Origin of the sequence: Pelomonas margarita, assembly GCF_043555875.1 — a bacterium.
Classification (GTDB): domain Bacteria; phylum Pseudomonadota; class Gammaproteobacteria; order Burkholderiales; family Burkholderiaceae_C; genus Pelomonas; species Pelomonas margarita.
In genome coordinates this window covers 339537-360319 of sequence record NZ_JBIGHW010000004.1, presented here as the reverse complement: position 1 = coordinate 360319, position 20783 = coordinate 339537, and the positions used below count along the sequence as shown (strand labels likewise).

Genomic DNA, 20783 nt, shown 5'->3' with positions numbered 1-20783 from the left:
GAGGAAGAGGCCTGCAGTGTTGCGGCACCTGCTGAGCGATGAGCTGAACCTTCGATTGGGCCCATGACCTGTTGCAGCCGGATGTCGATAGTTCTTTGACACAGCAAGACCAAGGCCGCGCTGGCTGAGAAGGCGTCGAGGAATGCTCGCGCGTGAGCTTCGAGGTCAGGTTCACCGCGTACGTCGTATCTACGACGGCGGACGACCGTCCCTCGACACTGTCAACCTTAAGCCTGGGGCCATCGCCTGCGCCGACAACTCCCATCCGTGGGCTTGAGCGATCTCCTGGCAGATGGCCAGTCCCAGCCCGGCGCCGTGGTCGCGTCTGTGGGCGCCGCGCCAAAAGCGCACGAACAGCTTGGGCAGTTGATCGGGGCTGACACCCGGCCCGCGATCGCGCACCGACAGCGCTTGTGACGACACGTCGAGGCTCACAACACTACCGGCTGGCGCATGCTGAATGGCATTCTCCAGCAGGTTCTTCAGCAGCGTGAACACCGCGCCGCAGTCGGCGTTCCACTCGACGGTGTCGGTGTCCGCGCTGCCGCGAACCTCGATGCTGACATTCGCGGCCTGAGCCATGCGCTGCAGGTAGCTCGCAGCTTCGTGCGCTACGTCCAGCACGTCCGTCGGCGCGAGCATGTAGTTGTGCGCCTCGCTCGCCTCGGCCAGCAGCAGCAACTGTTGCACCTGACGCGTCATGTGCTCCACATCCTTCAGCAGCGAATCGCGGTCACAGTGGGGATCGAGCAGCTCGATCTGCGCACGGATCAGCGCCAGCGGCGTCTTCAGCTCGTGGGCTGCAGTGGCCATGAATTCCTGCTGCACGCGAAAGCCCTGCTCCACACGCTCCAGCACACGGTTGAAACTGTCCACCAGCGGCGCGATCTCGGTCGGCACTCCGCCCCCCTGCAGCCGTGCATGCAGGGAGCGCGGCGAGATGGCGGCAGCCGAGGCCGACAACGCCCGCAGCGGCTTCTGCACATGCCGCATCGTCACGAACGCGCAGACACCGAATACGAACAGCAGCACCGCGCTGAATAGCGCCATGCCAATGCCCATGAACGGAAGCGCGAACTCCAGGCGTAGCAGCTCGGACAGCCTGGCGCTGGCAGCCAGCTGCAGGAACCACTGCTGGCCCTGGTCCGGGATGGCTTCGGTGGCGCCGCGGTACGGCTTGCCGTCCCTCTCGAACTCGAAGCGCCCCGGTCTGGGCGGCGCCACCTGGCCACCGCCCTCCGGCCAGAAGGCCTTGCCAGCCGGGGACATCAACCCCACCCGGCCGGTGCTGTCGACCACGCGGTAGGCGATGTCATCCTTCATGGTCTCGAACATCCAGGCCACGTGGTTCAAATCGCTGGTCAGGCCCACGGGCCGGCCGCTGGCGTCGAACACCACGTCGTCGGCGATGTGCTCGGCGTGCTCGGCAATGTCTTCCTCGACGAGGATGGGACTCTTGAATGACAGCAAGCCCTTGATCACCATCACGATGATCAGCACGCTCAACAGGCTGCCCGCGAGGTAGGCCAGGATGACCTTGAAGCTGAGGCTATTGGTCCACGCTCGTTTCACGGAGGGCATATCCCAGGTTTCTCACATTGACGATGCGCTGCGCTGACCCAACGGCTTGCAGCTTGCGGCGCAGCCGATGCAGTGCCACGTCCAGCGCGTTGGGTGTCACCGCCTCGCCCAGCCCCCAGCCGGCAGCCTCCAACGCGCTGCGGCGCACGGTGTCGCCGCCCTTTTCCACCAGCAGCAGCATGATCTGCATCTCGGCACTGGCCAGCGTCACGCTCTCGCCGTCGCAGCACAGCGTGCCCGCGTCGGGGCGCAGCTGAAGGTCGCCATGGCCTGGTGCCAGCGTGCGGCTCTCCACCGGGCGGCGCAGCAGCGCACGCACGCGGGCCACCATCTCGTCCATCGCGAACGGCTTGGGCAGGTAGTCATCGGCGCCGGCCTCCAGGCCTTCCACCCGGTCGTGCAGCGCGTCGCGCGCCGTCAGCACCAGGCAGGGCGTACCCAGGCCGGCAGCGCGCAGGCGCTTCAGCAGGTCCAGCCCGTCTCCGCCGGGGAGACCACGGTCCAGCACCAGCGCGCGGTAGGGCACCTGCTGCAGCGCCGACCACGCCGTGGCAATGCGGTCGACCACGTCGACCGCGATGCCGGCGTCGCCAAGGCCCTTGCTGATCAGCCCGGCCAGGCGCTCGTGGTCCTCGACCAGCAGGATGCGGTTCATCAGAAGCGGTAGAGATAGCCCATCAGCACGCGGTTCTCCGTCGAGCGCTCGACCAGAGGGCTGTTCTTGATGCTCTTGGCCAGGCGAGTCACGCCGAGGTCAAGGAAGACCGCGTGGTGGGGGTCGATCATGTAGAGGCTGCGCAGGCCCAGTTCGGCGTTGACGCCCGAGGTACCGGTAGAAGCCGCGCGGCCGGCCTGCACCTCGTGGCTGCGGACGCCGAAATAGTAGTCCACGTACTTTTTGTCCATCCAGCTCGCGCCCACGCGCGGCGACAGCATGAGCTGCGGGCCGAGGCGGAAGTTCTTCTCCAGGCTGAGGTTGAAGCGCTGTCCTTTGCTGTGGCTGGAGACGTCAGCCGTCCACTCCGCGCTGAGGTGGGCGACGTCGTTGCGCCAGGTCGCCTTGGCGCCGGCCCAGAAGCCGCCCTTGCGCTCATTCATGCCGGCCAGGAAGGTCGAGTCCTTGGCCTCGTAGCCGTCCATATTGAACTTGCCGACGAGGCGGAAGTCGATGGACTGCGTGTCGCTGATGCCCAGCCGCGGCAGCTTGACCTCGGCGCCCAGTCCGCCCAAGCGGAACCAGCGGTTTTCGTAGCTCAGCATCGGCAGCGCACGGGTCTCGCGCTCGATGCCCTTGTAGGCCTCCTGGCCGGACACGGCCGCGATGCCCAGACCCCACGAGGACTGGCCCTCCCTCCCGGGTCCACCCATGCCGCCGGGACCGCCCTGGGCCTGGGCCAGTGGCGCGCCGAGCAGCGCCACGGATGCCAGCGCCGGAGCCAGCAGGAAGGAAGAGAGGTACAGCGTTCGCATGGCGGGTCCCGGAGCGGGCAGGTGTGAAAAGACGACCATCGTCAGCGGCCTTCTATTACGGCCCACTTACCGATCCGACCTGCCGTGAGGAGCGCGGTCGGTAAGTGTCCGGAAAGTCGGCGGGCCGAACAGTCGCGGCCCGATGACCGACCTTTCCTTCTCCACTGCGCTATGCGCCGCCCTCGGCCTGGCTCTGACCGGCTGTGCGGCGCCCCCGCCCGCGCGCATCGAAGCCAGCGCCGCGCCGCAGTGGCACGCATCGCAGCCCCATGACGGCGAACTGGGCTCGCTGCAAGCCTGGTGGTCGCAGTTCGACGATCCACTGCTGGCCCACCTCGTGACCGCAGCGCAGGCCGCGAGCCCGACGCTCGCCACGGCTACCGCCAACATCGCCGACGCCCGCGCGGCGCGGGTGACTGGCGGCGCCGTGCTGCTGCCCGCGCTGGACGCCGGCGCGTCCGCCTCTCGCAGCCGCGCGCAGGCCGGTGCGCCCCTCGCCAGCCAGACCTCGGCCAGCGTGCAGGCCAGTTGGGAGCTGGATCTCTTCGGGGCGCTGCGGGCGGGAGCCAACGCCGCGCAGGCCCGGGTCGAAGCCCGCGAGGCAGACTGGCATGAGGCACGCGTCTCCGTCGCTGCCGAGGTCGCATCCGGCTACGCCGACCTGCGTGCCTGCGAGCGCCAGGCTCAGCAACTGGACGCCGACGCTCGCTCGCGGGAACTCGTCGCCGACGTGAGCGACGCCGCAGCGCGTGTGGGCGTTCGCTCGACCGCCAGCGCAGACCTGGCCCGCGCGAGTGCTGCGGACGGCTACATGGCGCTGCTGCAGCAGCAGGCGCAGTGCGCATTGCTCGTGAAGTCTCTCGTTGCGCTGACGGCTGAAGAAGAGATGGCCTTACGCCGCCAGCTCACTGCGCAGACGGCCCGACTGCCGCGCCCGCGTGAGTTCGCCGTGGCCGGTGTGCCGGCGGCGCTGCTGGCCCAGCGACCGGACGTGCGGGCCGCTGAACGCGAGGTCGTCGCCGCCAGCGCTGAGGTCAAGCAGGCCGCTGCGCGCCGTTGGCCGCGCGTCACGCTGGCAGGCATGCTTGGCGCCACGCGCACCACCAGCCTCGGCCTCGCCAACGACGGCGGCGTGTGGACGCTCGGCCCCGTCACCGTCACGTTGCCACTGTTCGATGCCGGTGTGCGCCGCGCCAACACTGACGCTGCCCGCGCCCGGCATGTCGCTGCACTCAAGACCTTTGAAGCCCGTCTGCGCACGGCCATTCAGGAGGTGGAGAGCGCGCTCGTCACGCTGCAAAGCGCGGCGCAGCGCGGCGGCAGCGCTCAGTCCGCCGTCGACAGCCATGAGCGCGCTTACCACGCCACCGCCGCCAGCCACGCCGCCGGCGCGGCCAGCCTGTTCGAGCTGGAGGACGCGCGCCGCGGCCTGCTGCTGGCCCAGACCACCCGCAACGCGCTCGAACGTGAGCGGCTGGCGGCGTGGATTTCCCTCTACCGGGCGGCCGGCGGCGGCTGGCGGCCCAACACCCCGGTGCATTGATCCATGAAGACCTCCAACACCCTGACCCTGCTGTCGGCCGCCGTCGCGGTGGCCGGCGCGCTGCTGTCCATCACGCTGGCCAGCGCCGCGCCCACGGCCGACACGCCAGGCGAGCGAGCGGCGCTGAGCGTGGCCGTCACACGGCTCACCGCCGGCACGCTGCCGCAGCGCATCGCCGCCAACGGCAACATCGCCGCCTGGCAGGAGGCCAGCATCGGCGCCGAAGCCAACGGCCTGCGCCTCGTCGACGTGCGCGCCAATGTGGGCGACACGGTGCGGCGCGGGCAAATGCTTGCGAGCTTCGCGCCCGAGACCGTGCAGGCCGACCTCGCGCTGCGCCGGGCGGCCGTCGCCGAGGCCCGCGTGGCGCTGGCCGAGGCGGCCGCCAATGCCAGACGTGCGCAAACGTTGCAGGACACCGGCGCGCTGTCTGCCCAGCAGATCGAGCAGCAGCTCGCCGCCGAGGCTGCGGCCCAGGCGCGCCTGGACGCTGCTCAGGCGGCCGAGGCACTGGAGCGACTGCGGCTGGCGCAGACCCGCGTCGTCGCGCCGGACGATGGCGTCATCTCCGCGCGCAGCGCCGCCGTCGGCGCGGTCGTACCGGCGGGACAGGAGCTGTTTCGCCTCGTGCGGGGCCAGCGGCTGGAATGGCGGGCCGAGGTCCCGGCCGGTGAGCTGGCACGGCTGAAGGACGCGCACGCCGTGCGCGTCACGCTGCCGGACGGCCGCGTCGTGCAGGGCCGGCTGCGTCAGCTCGCGCCGCTGGTGGACGTGCAGACCCGCAATGGCTTGGCCTATGTGGACCTGCCGCAGGCCGGCACGGCGCGCGCCGGCATGTTCGCGCAGGGCGAGTTCGAACTGGGCAGCAGCCGCTCGATGACGCTGCCGCGCAGCGCGGTGCAGGTGCGCGAGGGCTTCCATGTCGTCTTCCGCGTGGGTTCCGATTCGCGAGCGCTGCAGACCAAGGTCGACGTAGGCCGCCAGGCCGGCGACCGCATCGAGATCGTGCGCGGCCTGCAGGGCGACGAACGCGTCGTCGCGTCCGGCGTGGCTTTCCTGAGTGACAACGACCTGGTTCGCGTGGTGGGGCAGCCATGAGCGCCGCACGGCCGCCCGAAGGGGTTCAGCTCCCGCTTGACGGGACAGCGCATGGCGCGAAGGGTGCACCCATGAGTTTCAACTTTTCATCCTGGGCGATTCGCAATCCGTCGCCCGTCGTGCTGCTCTTCATCCTGCTGACTGTGGTGGGCCTGATGGCCTTCGCGGCGATGAAGGTGCAGAACTTTCCCGACGTCGATCTGCCCGTCGTGACGGTCAGCGCGGTGCTGCCCGGTGCTTCGCCATCGCAGATGGAGACTGAGGTCGCGCGCAAGTTGGAGAACGCCTTCGCCACGCTGCAGGGCGTGCGCCACATCGACAGCACGCTGACCGACGGCATGGCCGAGATCAGCATCGAATTCCGCCTGGAAAAGCCGGTGCAGGACGCGATGGACGACGTGCGCGACGCCGTCTCGCGCGTGCGCGGCGACCTGCCGGCCGAGCTGCGCGACCCGGTCATCCGCAAGGTTGAGTTCGCCAGCTCGCCGGTGTTGACCTTCACCGCCGCCTCCAGCCGGCAGGACGATGAGGCGCTGTCCTGGTTCGTCGACAGCAAGGTCAGCAAGGCATTGCTGGCGGTACCCGGTGTCGGCGCGGTCAAGCGCGTCGGCGGCGTGAGCCGCGAGGTGCGCGTGGCTCTGGACGCCAACCGCCTGCTCGCGCTGCAGGTGACGGCGGCCGACATCTCTCGCCAGCTGCGCCGCGTGCAGCAGGAGGCCTCGGGCGGGCGCGTTGATGCGGGCGGCACCGAGCAGTCGGTGCGCCTCCTGGCCACGGTGCAGACGGCGCAGGAGTTGGGCGCTGTTGAGCTGGCGCTGGGCGACGGCCGCCGCATTCGGCTCGACCAGGTGGCCACCGTGACCGACACGGTCGCCGAACCGCGTGCCGCCGCCTTCCACGAAGGTCGGCCCGTGGTGGGCTTCGAGGTGCTGCGCGCACGCGGCCATGGCGAGATCGAGGTGGCCGAAGGCGTGCGCCGCGCGGTGGAGGCGCTGCAGGCGCAGCACGCCGATGTGCGTCTGGCGGAAGCCGTCAGCGGCATCGACCCGGTCGTGGAGAACTACGAGGGCTCGATGCGGCTGCTCGTGGAGGGCGCGGCGCTGGCGGTGGGGGTGGTGTTCCTGTTCCTGCGCAACTGGCGCGCCACCTTCGTCGCGGCGGTGGCGCTGCCGCTGTCGGTCATCCCGGCCTTCGCGCTGATGCACGGCATGGGCTTCACGCTGAACATCATCACGCTGCTGTCGCTGTCGCTGGTGGTGGGTGTGCTGGTGGACGATGCCATCGTCGAGATCGAGAACATCCAGCGCCACCTGCTGATGGGCAAGAGCCCCGTTGACGCCGCGCGCGACGCGGCCGCCGAGATCGGGCTGGCCGTCATCGCCACCACCTTCACGCTGGTGGCCGTGTTCCTGCCGACGGCCTTCATGAGCGGCACGGTCGGCCGCTTCTTCGTGCAGTTCGGCTGGACGGCGGCCGGCGCGGTGCTGTTCTCGCTGCTGGTCGCCCGGCTGCTGACGCCGATGATGGCCGCCCACCTGCTGCGCGCGCCCGCGCACGCCACCACCGAACCCGCCTGGGTGCAGCGCTACGAAGGCTGGGCCCGCTGGTGCCTGCGCCACCGCGGGTTGACGGTGGCCGCGGCCACGGCCTTCTTCGTCGGCGGCCTGGGCCTGGCGGTGCTGCTGCCCAGCACCTTCATCCCGGCGGACGACGATACACAGACGCAGGTGTCTCTCTCGCTGCCACCCGGAAGCGCGCTGGCCGCCACGGTCGCAATAGCCGAACAGGCACGCCTGATCGTTGCGCGCCATCCGCACGTGATGTCGGTCTTCACCGCCATCGGTAGCGGCAGCGGGGGCGACGAGGGCGACGCGCCCGCCGTCGCCGACGTGCGCACCGCCGTGCTGACGCTCACCCTCACGCCGCGCGCCGACCGCCCGCGCGGCCTGCGGCAGCAGGGCATCGAGCAGCAGCTGCACGAGGCGCTGGCACTGCTGCCGGGAGTGCGCGTGAAGGTGGGCAAGGACGGTTTCGGTGCCAGCTACACACTGGTGCTGGCCGGCGACGACAGCCGGCTGCTGGCCCAGCATGCGCAACGCGTGGAGCGAGAGCTGCGCGGCGTACCCGGCGTCGGTGCGGTCACGTCGTCGGCCAGCCTGCTGCGCCCCGAGCTGCGGCTGCGGCCTGACTTCGCCCGCGCAGCCGACCTGGGCATCACCGCCGAGGCCATCGCCGATACGCTGCGCGTGGCCACCGTGGGCGACTACGCCGAGGCCACGCCCAAGCTGAACCTGGACCAGCGGCAACTACCCGTCATCGTCGCGCTGGCCACGGCCGCGCGCGACGACCTCGACCTGGTGCGCCGCCTGCCCGTGCCCGGCGCGCGCGGGCCTGTGGCGCTGGAGAACGTGGCCTCGCTGGAGATGGACAGCGGGCCGGCGCAGATCGACCGCCAAGACCGGAGGCGCACCGTGCGCCTGGACATCGAGGCCAACGGCCGCCCGCTCAGCGAGATCGAGGCCGCCATCGCGCGGCTGCCCAGCCTGCAGCAGCTGCCGCGTGGCGTCGTACGCGGCAGCGAGGGCGATGCCGACGACATGGGTGAACTGGCCCGCGGCTTCGGCATGGCGATGGGAATCGGCGTGCTGTGCATCTACATGGTGCTGGCGCTGCTGATGAAGGATTTTGTGCAGCCGCTGACCATCCTGATCGCGTTGGCGCTGTCGGTGCCCGGCGCGATGCTGGCACTGTTCCTGGCCGGCGCGGCGCTGTCCATGCCGTCCATGATTGGACTGATCATGCTGATGGGCGTGGCGACGAAGAATGCCATCCTGCTGGTCGACTACATCATCATCGCCCGCCGCGACCACGGCCTGCCACGCCGCGAGGCCATTACCGACGCCTGCCGCAAGCGCGCGCGGCCCATCGTCATGACGACGCTGGCCATGGGCGCCGGCATGCTGCCAGTGGCCATGGGCTGGGTGGGCGACCCGAGCTTCCGTGTGCCGATGGCCATCGTCGTCATTGGCGGGCTGGTCACGTCGACCGTGCTGAGCCTGCTGGTGGTGCCGGTTGTCTACAGCCTGGTGGACGACGCCGTAGCCTGGGCTCGGCGCCGGCGTCGTGCAACGCCCCTGTTGCAGGAGGCCGCGCCATGAGCCTGAGCCTCCTTGCTCTCGCGGGGCTCGTGGTCTATGCGGCCGGCTGCATCGCCTATGTCTACCGTTGGCGCGGGCGGCTTCGCTATGCCAGCTTCACGCAGTACTTGCGCAAGAGCCGGCCGGTGTTCGCGCCGCTGAATTGCCTGATGTACATGGCGACCAAGCCCTGGGCGCGTCGGCCGGTGCTGGACGCAGGCTACCTACAGAACATCGACGTGCTGCGTGCCCATTGGCAGGTCATACGCGATGAGGCGCTGGCCTTGCACGCCAGCGGCGCCTTCGAGGCGGCCAAGGCGCCGGGCTCGGCGGGCTACTACGACGTGGGCTTTCGCACCTTTTTCAAGCGCGGCTGGAGCAAGTTCTACCTGACCTGGTACGGCACCGACCACCCGTCCGCGCAGCGGCTCTGCCCGAGAACGGTGGCGTTGCTGAAGCAGGTGCCGGGCATCCGCAGCGCGATGTTCTCCATCCTGCCGCCAGGCGCCGAGCTGTCGCTGCATTCCGACCCGATGGCCTGCTGCCTGCGCTACCACCTGGGGCTGCAGACACCCAATTCGGGTCTGTGTCACATCAACGTCGACGGCGAACGCTGCGCGTGGCGCGACGGCGAGGACTTCGTCTTCGACGAGACCTACCCGCACCGCGCGCACAACGGCAGCCTGCAGCCGCGGCTGATCCTGATGTGTGACGTGGATCGGCCGATGGGCGTCGTCGGCGGCCTGTTGAGAAACGCCTACGCCGTGCTGGCGAAGGCCACGCTGGTGCCCAACACCGACGACGACTCGCGCGGCCTGTTCAGCGCACTGTTCCTGCGCTTGGCCCCACTGCGCGAGAAGTCACTGCGGCTGCGCGAGACGCGCCGTCGCACCTACCAGGCGCTGAAGCTGCTGCTGAACTCGACGCTGCTTGGCGCGTTGCTGGCCTTGTTGTTCGGCCTGCTGCGCGCTGTCGAGTTCGCGCTGGCCTGAGTGCGCGCCGGTAAGTCGCTGGCAAGTCGACCACGGCCACGATGCCCCGTCCCTCGTTGCTGGAGTTCCTCATGTCATCCACCGCCTCTCGCCTTCTTTTCCCGCTGCTGCTCACCGGCAGCGCCCTTCTGGCCGGGTGCGCCACGCCGCAGAACCCCGATCCACTGGAGGGCATCAACCGCAAGACCTTCGCGTTCAACGAAGGTCTGGACAAGGTGGCGCTGAAGCCGGCCGCTACGGCCTACAAGGCCGTCGTGCCGGCGCCTGTGCGCACGGGCGTGTCCAACTTCTTCAACAACCTGGGCGACCCTTGGTCGGGCATCAATCTCGTGCTGCAGGGGCGGGTGAAGGACGGCCTGTCTGACTTCGCGCGGTTCGGTGCCAACACGACGGTCGGTCTGCTCGGCGTCATCGACGTGGCCAGCGGCTGGGGCCTGCCTCGTCATGGCGAGAGCTTCAGCGCAACGCTGGGCGCGTGGGGCGTGGGCAGCGGCGCCTACCTGGTAATGCCGCTGTTTGGGCCGTCGGACGTGCGGGGCGTAGCGGCCATCCCCGTCAACAGCCTGGCCAGCGTGACATCGCAGGTCAACGACGCGGGCGTTCGGAACACGCTGACTGCGCTCAACCTCGTCGACAAGCGTACACAGATGCTGGACGTCACGAAGATGATCGACGAGGTGGCGCTGGACAAGTACCTGTTCGTGCGCGATGCCTACATCCAGCGTCGCGCGCAACGCGAGGGCAAGGAAGACGAGCCAGCTATCAAGCCTTGACGGACTGTAGAGAAGCCCATCGACGGCAAAAAACTTGCAGTCCGCGCGTTGCCGGACCCTCCCAAAGATTGCGTCCCGAGGGGGAGCCCAGCGCGCTCAGCGCCACGTGTCGACGTCAGTCACGTCCTTGCGGCACGTGCAGAGCCATGAGCTGAACCTTCGATTGGGCCCATGCATGTGCTGCGGCCGCGCATCGATATTCTTATGACACTCCAAGGCTAGGGCTACGCTGATTACATACCGCTCCAAAAGGCGATTGAACATGCGCATTGAGATGTCGTCAGCAGGTCGTCGCCATACCGATCGCAAAGATGTCGTTTATGGACGACGACTCCGGTGCTGGCTAGCTTCTGACTGGCATCATGTCGTTCATGAACGACGATATTCGTTTGATGACAGAACTCGGGGAGGCGATCCGAGCCGCACGGGTGGCCGTAGGTATGAGCATCACGGAACTGGCGGACCAGTCAGGCCGCGTTCGAGACGTGATCTACCGGTTGGAAGCGGGCAAGGACACCTCCCTGACGTCGCTGTTTGCGGTGCTGTCGGTGCTCAAGCTGACATTGCGGCTCGAGCCAGCAGGGCGTCCGACGCTGAGCCAGGTTCAGGCGCGATTCGGCCTGGACGATGAAGACGAGTGATGGCGCTACCCGACAAGATCCGCTCGCTCGACGTGTCCATCAACGGACGCGCAAGCGGGCAATTGCTCAAGACCTCGAACTACGAGTTCCGGTACGGCACGCCGGACCCTGATCAGCCAAGCGTCGCACTACTCATGCCGGCGCGCGAACAGCCGACCTGGCAGGACGGTGCACTGTTCGCGGTGATGGATCAGACCTTGCCTGAGGGCGAGTTGCTGCTGCGGTTGAGCATGATGTTCCCGAAGCATCGGCTGCAGCCGATGCACCTGCTCGCGATGGTTGGTCAGAACGGCATCGGCAACCTCGGCTATCGGCTGCCGGGTGCGGAGCCGGCCTCCGCGCCGACCCACATCGAGCGGGAGGCGTTGTTGGCGTTGCCGTTTACACCGGAGCTGTATGAAGATCTGGTGCGGACCTATCTGAGTTCAGGCGTCGGCATCGCTGGCATGCAGCCCAAAATCATGGTGGCCGATCGCGCGACCGGACCCATCCCCTCGGTGATCGTGAAGGTCGCATCGGTAGCCTACGCAGGTCTCGCGGCCAACGAGTTTCTGTGCCTGTCGGCGGCAAAGAAGGCGCAGATCCTGACGCCCGGCTTCGAGTTGTCCCATGACGGCCAGATGCTGGTCGTCGATCGCTTTGACCTGAGCCCCCGCCCTGATGGGCAGATCGAGCGCTTGGGCTTCGAAGACATCGCCTCGCTGATGAACCTGCGCGTTCGGGATGTGCTGTCTGAGCGCAAGTACCGCGGGAGCTATCAGCGCATCGCCGAGTTGTTGCGGTACCTGCAACTGCCGGGCGAGGACCTGCAGCGGTTCTTCGAGCAGGTGGCGCTCAGCGTGATGATCCGAAACGGAGACGCCCACCTCAAGAATTTCGGCGTGCTGGTGCATCCGGATGGTTTCCCAAGGCTGTCGCCGCTGTTCGATGTCGTGACGACCGCGGTCTACACCTACACCCGCTTCGTCGGCGATGAGGAGCAAACCGACCGCACGATGGCGCTCAAGCTCTTTGCGGGCAAGCACCACAGCAAGGCGTACCCGACGACCGAGGAGCTGCTCCAGTTCGGCACTGAGGTCTGCGGCGTGGTAAGGCCGCGCGTGACGCTGGAGCGCATCGCCGAGGCGATGCATGAAACGCTGGCCGAGGCCAACGGGGACGCGCGCGTACCGGCTTCGCTGCTAGGCTTGATGGGGCCCGTTTGGGAGGTGGGCATGAAGTACGCGTCGTAGCGATTGCGTCGGCTCGCCCCCCGGCGGCCACCCAAACTCCCCCACTGATGGCCAGCTGAGCTGGTACAGCTCGACACTGGTCGCCATGGCAGCTATTCGATCAGTTTGATGCGCATGAACGCATTCTGCCGGGGGGCGCCGGGACTGCGTTCAGGCCGCCAACGACATGTCACCCGCGCCGGCTTCGCCGGCCCACTTCGCCACAACCGCCCACGGCAGCAACTGGTCGATGCGGTTGCTTGGGTGGGTGCATTCATCCGATCACCTACTCTACTTTGTCGGCTCTGCCCCACAACAGCCGTCAGCGGGCATCGAAAGACCGGCAGTCCTTCGCCCAATGCGTTGAGATCGGGCGTACTTACGGTTGTCCCTATGGTTGTCCCCAACAACCAAAGAACGGACCCGGAAAGAAAAACGGGCTACAACCGTTCAGCTGTAACCCGTTAATTTCTAAGGAAAAATTTGGTCGGGGCGGCGGGATTCGAACTCGCGACCCTCTGCTCCCAAAGCAGATGCGCTACCAGGCTGCGCTACGCCCCGATCAAGCCGACTATTCTAGCCGACAGAAATCACCCTGCCCTCGCCGCTGATCAACGCGGCCTTCACGGGCTCGCCCGGCTGCAGCATTTGCACCGCCGCAACGTAGCCGCGCAGCTGCTCGTGATAGGCCTGCTGGGCTTCGGGCATCAGGCCGAGCTTGTAGTCCAGCACCCACCAGCAGCCATCGCGCCGCTGCACGAGGCGGTCGATGCGCCCTTCTCCACTGGGCAGCGTGACCGCCACCTCGTTGCCGGCCCACAGCAGCTCGGCCGGGTCGAAGAACGGCCGGGCCGCGGCGCTGGCCAGGATGGCGCGCACCGCGGCCTCCAGCTGCTTGCGCCCGGCGGCGTCCAGCCCAAAGGCCTGGCTGCTGCCGGCCAGCAGCACGGCCAGCGTCTGCGTCTGCCCCGGCTGACTGACCCACTCCAGCGCGCGGTGCAGTGCCTCGCCCACCTGGGCAGCGCGGGCGTTGTCGGCCGCGCGCTCCTGCAGCGCCACGCGCTGGCCCCGCCAGGCCGGCAGCGGCCACCAGCGCGGCGCCGGCGCCTCGCCCGCCGCGACCTCCTGAAGCGGCAGCGGCCAGGGCTGGCCCAGCGGCGCCAGGCGCGCCCACCAGCTCGCCTGCGGCCGCTTGGCCGGCGTGCGGCTGACGATCAGCGTACGGCGCGCGCGCGTCAGCGCCACGTACAGCGCGTTGAACTCCTCGCGCTCGCGGGCGGCCTGCTCCTGCGAAACAAGGCCAGCCAGTGACGGCGGCGGCTTGGCCTCCGAACCGAAGAAGGCCGCCTGCCGCGGCGCCGGCTGGTCAACCGGCCAGTCCAGCAGCAGGCCATAGGTCTCGGCCTTCGGCGGTGCAGCGTCGGTGTCCAGCAGGATGACGACCTCGGCCTCCAGCCCCTTGGCGCCGTGGATGGTCAGCAGTTGCACGCCCGCCCCACCCGCCGTATGGCCCCAAGTCAGCGGCCGGCTGCGCAGCGCGCGCACGAAGCCGTAGAGCTGCGCGTAGCGGCCACCGTCCAGGTCCAGCGCGGCGCGCAGCAGCGCCTGCACGCTCTGCACGCGGGCCGCCGCCTCGGTGGGCGGGCTGGCGGCCAGCACGCGCGGCAGCAGCTCGCCCTCGTGAACGATGCGGTCCAGCAGCTCGTGCGGCGTGCTCAGCGCAGCGGCCTCACGCCAGCCGGCCAGCAGGCCGCGGGCGCGGGCCAGTGCCGGGCTGGGATCGGCCAGCGTCTGCACGGCCGCCCACCACGGCTGCGGTGATTCAGCCGCCGGCGTGTCGAGGTAAGCCACGCGGCCCGCCGCGCGGGCGATGCGCAGCAGCTCGTCGTCGACGATACCGAAGAGCGGGCTGGCCAACGCCTGGGCCAGCGAATGGTCGTGGCCCGGCGACGCCAGCGCGTCCAGCAGGGCAAGCAGGTCGCGCACGGCGGGCGCATCGGCCAGCGGCGTTTCCTCCGGCGCAGCATGCGGAATGCCGGCCGTCGTCAGCGCGGCGCTGAGCTGACGCAGCGGCTCGCGCTTGCGCGCCAGCACGAAGATGTCCTCCGGGCCCAGGTCGGGCCGCGCTGCCAGCAAGCCGGCGATGCATGCGGCCACGCGCTGCGCCTCGGCGGCACGGCGTTCGAACTCGGGCTCGTGGCGCGGCTCGGTCAGGCTGGGGCGCCAGGCCAGCGGGTCCGTCGCGCGCTCGGCCTTCTCGCCGGGCGGGCCGTCCAGCAGCCACAGGCCAGCCAGCGCATCGCTGCCAGGCGTGCCCTCGGTGGTGTGCGGGCGAAAACCTTCCAGAACGCCGTCCAGCGCGCCATTCACCGCGGCCAGCACCTCGGGCGCATTGCGCCGCGTGTGGTCGCAGGCCAGGCTGACACCGCCCAAGCCGCCCAGCACGAACTCGCGCGCGGCGATGAACACGCGCGGCTCGGCACGACGGAAGCGGTAGATGCTCTGCTTGGGGTCGCCAACGATGAAGACGCTGATCTGCGCACCGCCGCCCGCGCCGGCATAGGCCTGTAGCCAGCCGTGCAACGCCTGCCATTGCAGCGGGCTGGTGTCCTGGAATTCGTCGATGAGCAGGTGGCGCACCTGCGCATCCAGCCGCTGCTGCACCCAGCCGGCCAGCTCGGGCCGCGCCAGCAGCGCCAGCGCGCCGCGCTCCAGGTCGTTCATGTCGACGAGGCCGCGGCCACGCTTGAGCGCGTCGAACTCGGCTACCAGCACACGGGCCAGCCGGCCCATGCGGGCATGCTGCTCGGCGGCGGCCAGCTGGTCGAAGTCGGCGCGCAGGCCTTCGAGCTCGACGAGCGCGGCGCGCAGCGACGGCAGCGCGTCGCTGGCCTTGTCCAGCTTGCGCGGCGTGCCGGCGGCGGTGAACAGCGCGGCCCAGACCTCGTCGAAGCTGCCGGCGTCCACCAGTGCTGCCGCGGCCGTCTGCGCCTTGGCGCCGCCCTGCCCCAACTCGCTGGCCACCGCCACCAGCGCCGGCGCCAGCAGCTCGAAGCGCTCGGCCGGATCCTGCTTGGGGGGCAGCAGGCTGGCCTGCAGCACACCCGTCACGTCGGCGAGGCCCAGCTCCACCCGCTTGGAGAACGCCGCCAGCAACCACTCGCGCAGGTTGTGTCGGCCGCGTGCCAACGCCAGCGCCTGAAAATCGGCCAGCAGCTCAGCCTCGCCCAGCACCAGTCCGTGAAAGCGTCGCCACAGCGACGGCATCAGCTCGGCCTCGTCCTCGATGAGCTGCAGCTCCGGCGAGATGCCCAGCTCGGCCAGCAGGCTCATCGGCGCCGCGCGCAGCAGCTGCGAGAACCAGCCGTGGAAGGTGCGCACCTCGACGCCCCGCCCGCCACGCAGCAGCTCGCCGTGCAGCGTACCTAGCCGCGGCCGCAGTCGCTCGGCCTCGGTGGCGTCCAGGCCGCGGTCCACCAGCGCCTGGCGCTGCGTGGCCTCGTCGGCGGCGGCAAAGCCGGCCAGCCATTCCGACAGCCGCTCGCGCATCTCGCCGGCGGCTTTGCGGGTGAACGTGATGGCGACAATCTGCTGCGGCTCGGCGCCGGCCAGCAGCGCACGCAGGATGCGCGACACCAGCATCCACGTCTTGCCGGCGCCGGCGCAGGCTTCGACGATGCTGCTGCGCGCCGGGTCGCAAGCAATCGCGTAAAAACGTTCGCGGGGGATCAGCCGGCCGTCGGCGTAGTAAGCGAAAGTGCTCGTCATGCCCAGTCATCCTTGCGGCACAGGCCGCGGGCTTCGCAGTAGTCGCAGACGCGGCCTTCGCCCAGCGCCGGAAGCGCTGCGCCGCCCAGCACCGCGGACAGGTCGGCCTGGAGGCCGTCGCGCAGCACCAGCGCCGTGTCGCTGACCGCCTCGTGCGGTACCAGCTTCAGCGTGTCGGGCTCGTCCAGCGCCAGGTAGGCGGCCTGCAACGCCGGGTCGGCACCCATCAGCAGCGCGTAGACGGCCAACTGCGTGTCTTCCAGCGGTGCCTTCAACTTGTCCCGCAGCTCGGCGGCCTTGCCGGTCTTGTAGTCCAGCAGCAGCGTGCCCTGTGGCGTCGTGTCGATGCGGTCCAGGCGCCCCTGCAGCGTCAGCCCGGCCAGCGCGCCGTCGAAGGGCTGGCAGCGCTTGTCCACCTCGCCGGCCTCGAAGTGCTGGCCCTGGGCCTCGGTTTGCGCCAGCCAGCTGACGTAGCGCGGCAACAGGCGCTCGAAGGCGGTGCGGTAGGGCAGGAAGTCGGCCGCGTCCAGGCGCTCGCCCTCGATGTCGGCCGCGACGCGTAAATCAGCCAGGTCGTCGCCACTGCGCCGGTCGTGGAAGCGCTTCAGCACATCGTGCAGCCAGGTGCCGTAGTCGCGCTTGTCCAGCTCCACCTCCAGCTCGTCGGGCTCGCGCAGGCCCAGCAAGCTGCGGCTGAAGAACTGGTACGGGCAGTTGCGCAGCGCCTCGATGCTGCTGGCGCTCAACGCGGCCGGCAGGCAGGCCGCAACAGCAGCGCGGCACGCCGCCGGCGTGTGGGTCAGCGCGGCCGCCATGCGCTCGTCCTGCCAGACCGGCAGCGCGTGCCCCCAGGCCGCCTCCAGTCGCTCCAGCAGCGGGCTGGGCGGCAGCGGCTCGGCACCGGCATGGCTGCAACGCAGCAACGTGACGGCCGGCAGCCGCAGCAGCTGCGCGAACGCCCAGGCTTGCGCCTCGCGCTGCGCGGCCATATGAGACAGGCCAAGCGTCTGCGCGTCGGCATCCGACAGCACGCCGTTGCGCGGTGGCGAGGCAGCCAGCGTCGCCGCGTCCACGCCAGGCAGCACGGCGGCGCCGAAGGGCCGCAGCAGCGCACGCGCCATCGGCGTGATGACGACCGCCGCCTGCGCATCCTCGGGCGGGCTGAACTGCGCGCTCTCCAGCGTCGCGTCCACCCAGCCGAGGAACTCGTCGGGCCGCAGCTTCGTCGCGCCGATGACCTGCTCGTGCGCGCTGCCCTCCCAGGGGTTGCGGCTGATCCACAGCGCGTTCAGCAGTTCCTCGCCGCCTTCAACGCCCGTCAGCGGCCCCAAGGAGCGCAGCACGCGGCCCAGGTCGGCCAGCCAGCCGCCCAGCTTGCGCGCGCCGCCGGCCAGCGGCGCCGCGGCCTCGCGGGCCTCGCGCCACAGCGGCAGGCCCAAGGCGTCCAGCGGGCCGGTGGAGCGCCAGCCCTTACGGCGGCACAGCGACTCCAGCTCGCGCAGCGCAGCGGCGTCCCAGACGGCGCCCAGCGGCGACTTCAGCCAGGCCAGCCAGTCGTCCAGCGTGGGCTGGGCCAGCATGGCGCGCAGCAACGCCATCAGTGCGGCGGCGGCCGGCGTCGTCGCCAACGTCCAGCCGGTCTCGTCCTGCACCGGCACACGCTGGCGCATCAGCAGCGTGCGCACGCGGCGCACGACGACGCGGTCCTGCGCAAGCAACGCCACCGGCGAACGGCCGGCGTTGAGGTGCTGCAGCACGGCCGTGGCGGCCTGCTCGGCAAGCGTCTCGAAGTCGGGGGCGGTCGCCAGACGCAGATCCACGCCGGTGGGCTCCGCCGCGTCCAGCTCCACGTCGGCCTGCAGGCACAGCGCTGGCAGGTCCTGAGCCATCAGCGCCTGGGCGAGAGGATCCGGGCCGCCAACCTGCAGCACCAGCCACGCGCCGGGGCGCTGGCTGAACAGCGCGTCGGTGGCAGGCCGGCGGTCATCGGCCTCCACCCACGCCACGGCTACCAGGCCCGACGCCCGCTCCAGGTCGCCCGGGCCGCCAGCCTGCAGTTGCAGCCGCTCGCGGGCAGTGTCAAAAAAGCCAGCGCGCGCCTCGGGCGGCCGCTGCGCCGCGCCCCGGGCGAGCGCATGGGCCGTCTCCACAAGCCGCGCCCGGGCCGCCACGTAGGCCTTCTCATCGCGCCCGCGCAGCGCCTGCGCCCAGCTCTGCTCGGCCAGCAGGCCTTCGGCAGTGAAGGCGTCGATAGCGGCGTCCTGGCTGATCTGCCCCGGCGCGGCAAGCCGGCTCGGGCCCAGCGATGAGGCCAAGCTGTTGGTCGTGGTGATCAGCGGCGCCCAGCCACCACGGACAGCAAACGCGCGCCGCGCGGGCGCGATCTGCTGCGCGAACGGCAGCAGCAGCACGGCGTCACGCAGCGGCAGGCCTTGCGTGCCGAGCCAGTCAGCACAGGCCGCGGCCACCCGGCGCCAGAAACCGTCAATGTCTTCGCCGGGCACCAGGCCCAGATTCATGGCTTGCAATGGAGCTCTCCCGCCCTTATGTCAGCCACTGTTTTGGTCACCCCGGTGACCGCCTGGGCAAAAGTGGCGATGTCATAATCATTTTTGCCTATTCGGACGGCGCAACGCGGCGACCGTCACCCCTTTGAGGCCAAGGAACCCTCCCATGAGCAGCGAATTGATCAAGCATGTTTCCGACGCGTCGTTCGACGCCGACGTCATCCAGTCCGGCAAGCCGGTGCTGGTGGACTACTGGGCCGAATGGTGCGGCCCCTGCAAGATGATCGCGCCCATCCTGGACGAAGTGGCCACCGGCTACGGCGACAAGCTGCAGGTCGCCAAGATGAACGTGGACGAGAACCGCGAAGTGCCGGCCAAATTCGGCATCCGCGGCATCCCGACGCTGATGCTGTTCAAGAACGGCCAGCTCGCCGCCACCAAGGTCGGTGCCTTGTCCAAGGCCCAGTTGACCGCCTTCATCGACGCGAACCTATAATCGCGCCCAACTGCTGCGGCTTTCTGGCGCTCACCGCGCCCGCCGCAGCAGCCAAAGCCAACACGCCCCGGGCTCTCAACAGGAGTCCAGCCAGCGTGGCCTCGGCTACCCCTCCCCCACGTCCTGAATCCGCTTCGCTCGCTGTTTGAGCGTTGGTTCTTCCGGTCCTTTCCTGGGGCAGCCGTGGAATCGCCGTTGCGCCTGGGCTGGCGCTGCGGCCCCTGACGGGTATTCACCCATGCATCTTTCCGAACTGAAAGCGCTCCACGTTTCCGCCCTCATCAAGATGGGCGAGGAGCTGGAGATCGACAACGTCACCCGCCTGCGCAAGCAGGAGCTGATGTTCGCCATCATGAAGAAGCGCGCCAAGGCCGGCGAGCAGGTCTTCGGCGATGGCGTCCTCGAGGTGCTGCCGGACGGCTTCGGCTTCCTACGCTCCATCGAGGCCAGCTACATGGCATCGACCGACGACATCTACCTGTCGCCCAGCCAGATCCGCCGCTTCAACCTGCACACCGGTGACCTGGTGGAAGGCGAGGTGCGCGTGCCCAAGGACGGCGAGCGCTATTTCGCGCTCGTGAAGGTCGACCGCGTGAACGGCCAGACGCCCGAGGAGAGCAAGAACAAGATCATGTTCGAGAACCTGACGCCCTTGTTCCCCAAGGAGCAGTTCAAGCTCGAGCGTGAAGGCTACAAGGGCGAGGAGAACATCACCGGTCGCATCATCGACCTGACGTCTCCCATCGGCAAAGGCCAGCGCGCACTGATCGTCGCCCAGCCCAAGACCGGCAAGACCGAGATGATGAAGAGCATCGCGCATGCCCTCGTCGCCAACCACCCGGACTGCCACCTCATCGTGCTGCTCGTCGACGAGCGCCCCGAGGAAGTGACCGAGATGCTGCGCACCGTGCGCGGCGAGGTCATCAGCTCCACCTTCGATGAGCCCGCCGCCCGCCACGTGCAGGTCGCCGAGATGGTCATCGAGCGCGCCAAGCGCCTGGTGGAGTTGAGGAAGGACGTGATCATCCTGCTGGACTCGATCACCCGCCTGGCCCGCGCCTACAACAACGTGCTTCCCAGCTCCGGCAAGGTGCTGACCGGCGGCGTGGACGCCAACGCGCTGCAGCGCCCCAAGCGCTTCTTCGGCGCGGCGCGCAATATCGAGGAAGGCGGCTCGCTGACCATCATCGGCACGGCCCTCATCGACACCGGCTCCAAGATGGACGAGGTGATCTACGAAGAGTTCAAGGGCACCGGCAACTGCGAAATCCACCTGGATCGTCGCATGGCCGAGAAGCGCGTGTACCCGTCAATCCTGATCAACAAGTCCGGCACGCGCCGTGAAGAGCTGCTGCTCAAGCCCGAGATCCTGCAAAAGAGCTGGATCCTGCGCAAGCTGCTCTACAACATGGACGAGATCGAGGCGATGGAGTTCATCCTCGACAAGATGAAGGCGTCGAAGAACAACCTGGACTTCTTCGACATGATGCGGCGCGGCGGGTAAGCCTCCACCCGAGAACTAGCCAAGCCTAAGGGAAGCTCGCTACAATCGCGGGTTTTCCGCCC

At 69.1% G+C, this 20783-nt stretch carries 14 protein-coding genes and 1 tRNA gene; 9 read left to right on the top strand and 6 right to left on the bottom strand.

Annotated elements, in window-relative coordinates; genetic code table 11:
• Positions 1-189: 189 nt before the first annotated feature.
• The 3 genes from ACG0Z3_RS10170 to ACG0Z3_RS10160 are packed head-to-tail and all read right to left on the bottom strand — an operon-like array spanning position 190 to position 3051.
• Positions 190-1581: a sensor histidine kinase gene (locus ACG0Z3_RS10170; protein ID WP_394397361.1), complete on the bottom strand. Its 1392-nt coding sequence runs from the start codon at positions 1579-1581 to the stop codon at positions 190-192.
• Positions 1550-2236 (bottom strand): response regulator transcription factor, encoded by a 687-nt coding sequence (locus ACG0Z3_RS10165; protein ID WP_394397359.1) that lies wholly within the window; start codon positions 2234-2236, stop codon positions 1550-1552. The genes ACG0Z3_RS10170 and ACG0Z3_RS10165 overlap by 32 nt, the downstream gene beginning before the upstream one ends.
• The gene (locus tag ACG0Z3_RS10160) at positions 2236-3051 is read right to left on the bottom strand and encodes a MipA/OmpV family protein (RefSeq protein WP_394397357.1); all 816 of its coding nucleotides are present in this window, start codon (positions 3049-3051) and stop codon (positions 2236-2238) included. Before ACG0Z3_RS10160 ends, ACG0Z3_RS10165 begins: the two co-directional genes overlap by 1 nt.
• Positions 3052-3193: 142 nt before the next feature.
• Between ACG0Z3_RS10160 and ACG0Z3_RS10155 the strand changes: the two genes are divergently transcribed.
• From ACG0Z3_RS10155 to ACG0Z3_RS10125, 7 genes are all read left to right on the top strand, one after another.
• Positions 3194-4594 carry an efflux transporter outer membrane subunit gene (locus ACG0Z3_RS10155; protein WP_394397355.1) on the top strand — a complete coding sequence of 467 codons (1401 nt, stop codon included), beginning with the start codon at positions 3194-3196 and terminating at the stop codon, positions 4592-4594.
• A gap of 3 nt (positions 4595-4597) precedes the next feature.
• Entirely contained in the window at positions 4598-5692 is a 1095-nt protein-coding gene (locus tag ACG0Z3_RS10150; protein ID WP_394397353.1) for an efflux RND transporter periplasmic adaptor subunit, read from the top strand.
• 71 nt (positions 5693-5763) lie between these two features.
• Positions 5764-8850 (top strand): efflux RND transporter permease subunit, encoded by a 3087-nt coding sequence (locus ACG0Z3_RS10145; RefSeq protein WP_394397351.1) that lies wholly within the window; start codon positions 5764-5766, stop codon positions 8848-8850.
• Positions 8847-9821, top strand: coding sequence for an aspartyl/asparaginyl beta-hydroxylase domain-containing protein (locus tag ACG0Z3_RS10140; RefSeq protein WP_394397349.1), 975 nt, complete (start codon positions 8847-8849; stop codon positions 9819-9821). The genes ACG0Z3_RS10145 and ACG0Z3_RS10140 overlap by 4 nt, the downstream gene beginning before the upstream one ends.
• Positions 9822-9892: 71 nt before the next feature.
• Positions 9893-10594 carry an MlaA family lipoprotein gene (locus ACG0Z3_RS10135; RefSeq protein ID WP_394397347.1) on the top strand — a complete coding sequence of 234 codons (702 nt, stop codon included), beginning with the start codon at positions 9893-9895 and terminating at the stop codon, positions 10592-10594.
• Between the two features lie 362 nt (positions 10595-10956).
• Positions 10957-11235, top strand: coding sequence for a helix-turn-helix domain-containing protein (locus ACG0Z3_RS10130; RefSeq protein ID WP_394397345.1), 279 nt, complete (start codon positions 10957-10959; stop codon positions 11233-11235).
• Positions 11235-12467 (top strand): type II toxin-antitoxin system HipA family toxin, encoded by a 1233-nt coding sequence (locus ACG0Z3_RS10125; protein ID WP_394397343.1) that lies wholly within the window; start codon positions 11235-11237, stop codon positions 12465-12467. The genes ACG0Z3_RS10130 and ACG0Z3_RS10125 overlap by 1 nt, the downstream gene beginning before the upstream one ends.
• A 463-nt stretch (positions 12468-12930) precedes the next feature.
• On the opposite strand, the gene ACG0Z3_RS10120 is transcribed toward ACG0Z3_RS10125, so the two are convergent.
• The 3 genes from ACG0Z3_RS10120 to ACG0Z3_RS10110 all read right to left on the bottom strand — a co-directional run bounded on the left by ACG0Z3_RS10120 (position 12931) and on the right by ACG0Z3_RS10110 (position 18733).
• Positions 12931-13007, bottom strand: a tRNA-Pro gene (locus tag ACG0Z3_RS10120).
• A 15-nt stretch (positions 13008-13022) separates the two neighbouring features.
• Positions 13023-16214: a UvrD-helicase domain-containing protein gene (locus ACG0Z3_RS10115; protein WP_394397341.1), complete on the bottom strand. Its 3192-nt coding sequence runs from the start codon at positions 16212-16214 to the stop codon at positions 13023-13025.
• Positions 16211-18733 carry a PD-(D/E)XK nuclease family protein gene (locus ACG0Z3_RS10110; RefSeq protein WP_394397339.1) on the bottom strand — a complete coding sequence of 841 codons (2523 nt, stop codon included), beginning with the start codon at positions 18731-18733 and terminating at the stop codon, positions 16211-16213. Before ACG0Z3_RS10110 ends, ACG0Z3_RS10115 begins: the two co-directional genes overlap by 4 nt.
• Positions 18734-18887: 154 nt before the next feature.
• Here ACG0Z3_RS10110 and trxA point away from each other — a divergent pair, with 154 nt between their 5' ends.
• Complete coding sequence (gene trxA / locus ACG0Z3_RS10105; protein ID WP_268168106.1) at positions 18888-19217, top strand: thioredoxin TrxA; 330 nt, start codon at positions 18888-18890, stop codon at positions 19215-19217.
• 238 nt (positions 19218-19455) lie between these two features.
• A complete protein-coding gene (rho, locus tag ACG0Z3_RS10100) occupies positions 19456-20721 on the top strand; it encodes a transcription termination factor Rho (RefSeq protein WP_394397336.1) in 1266 nt (421 codons plus the stop codon).
• Positions 20722-20783: the final 62 nt, after the last annotated feature.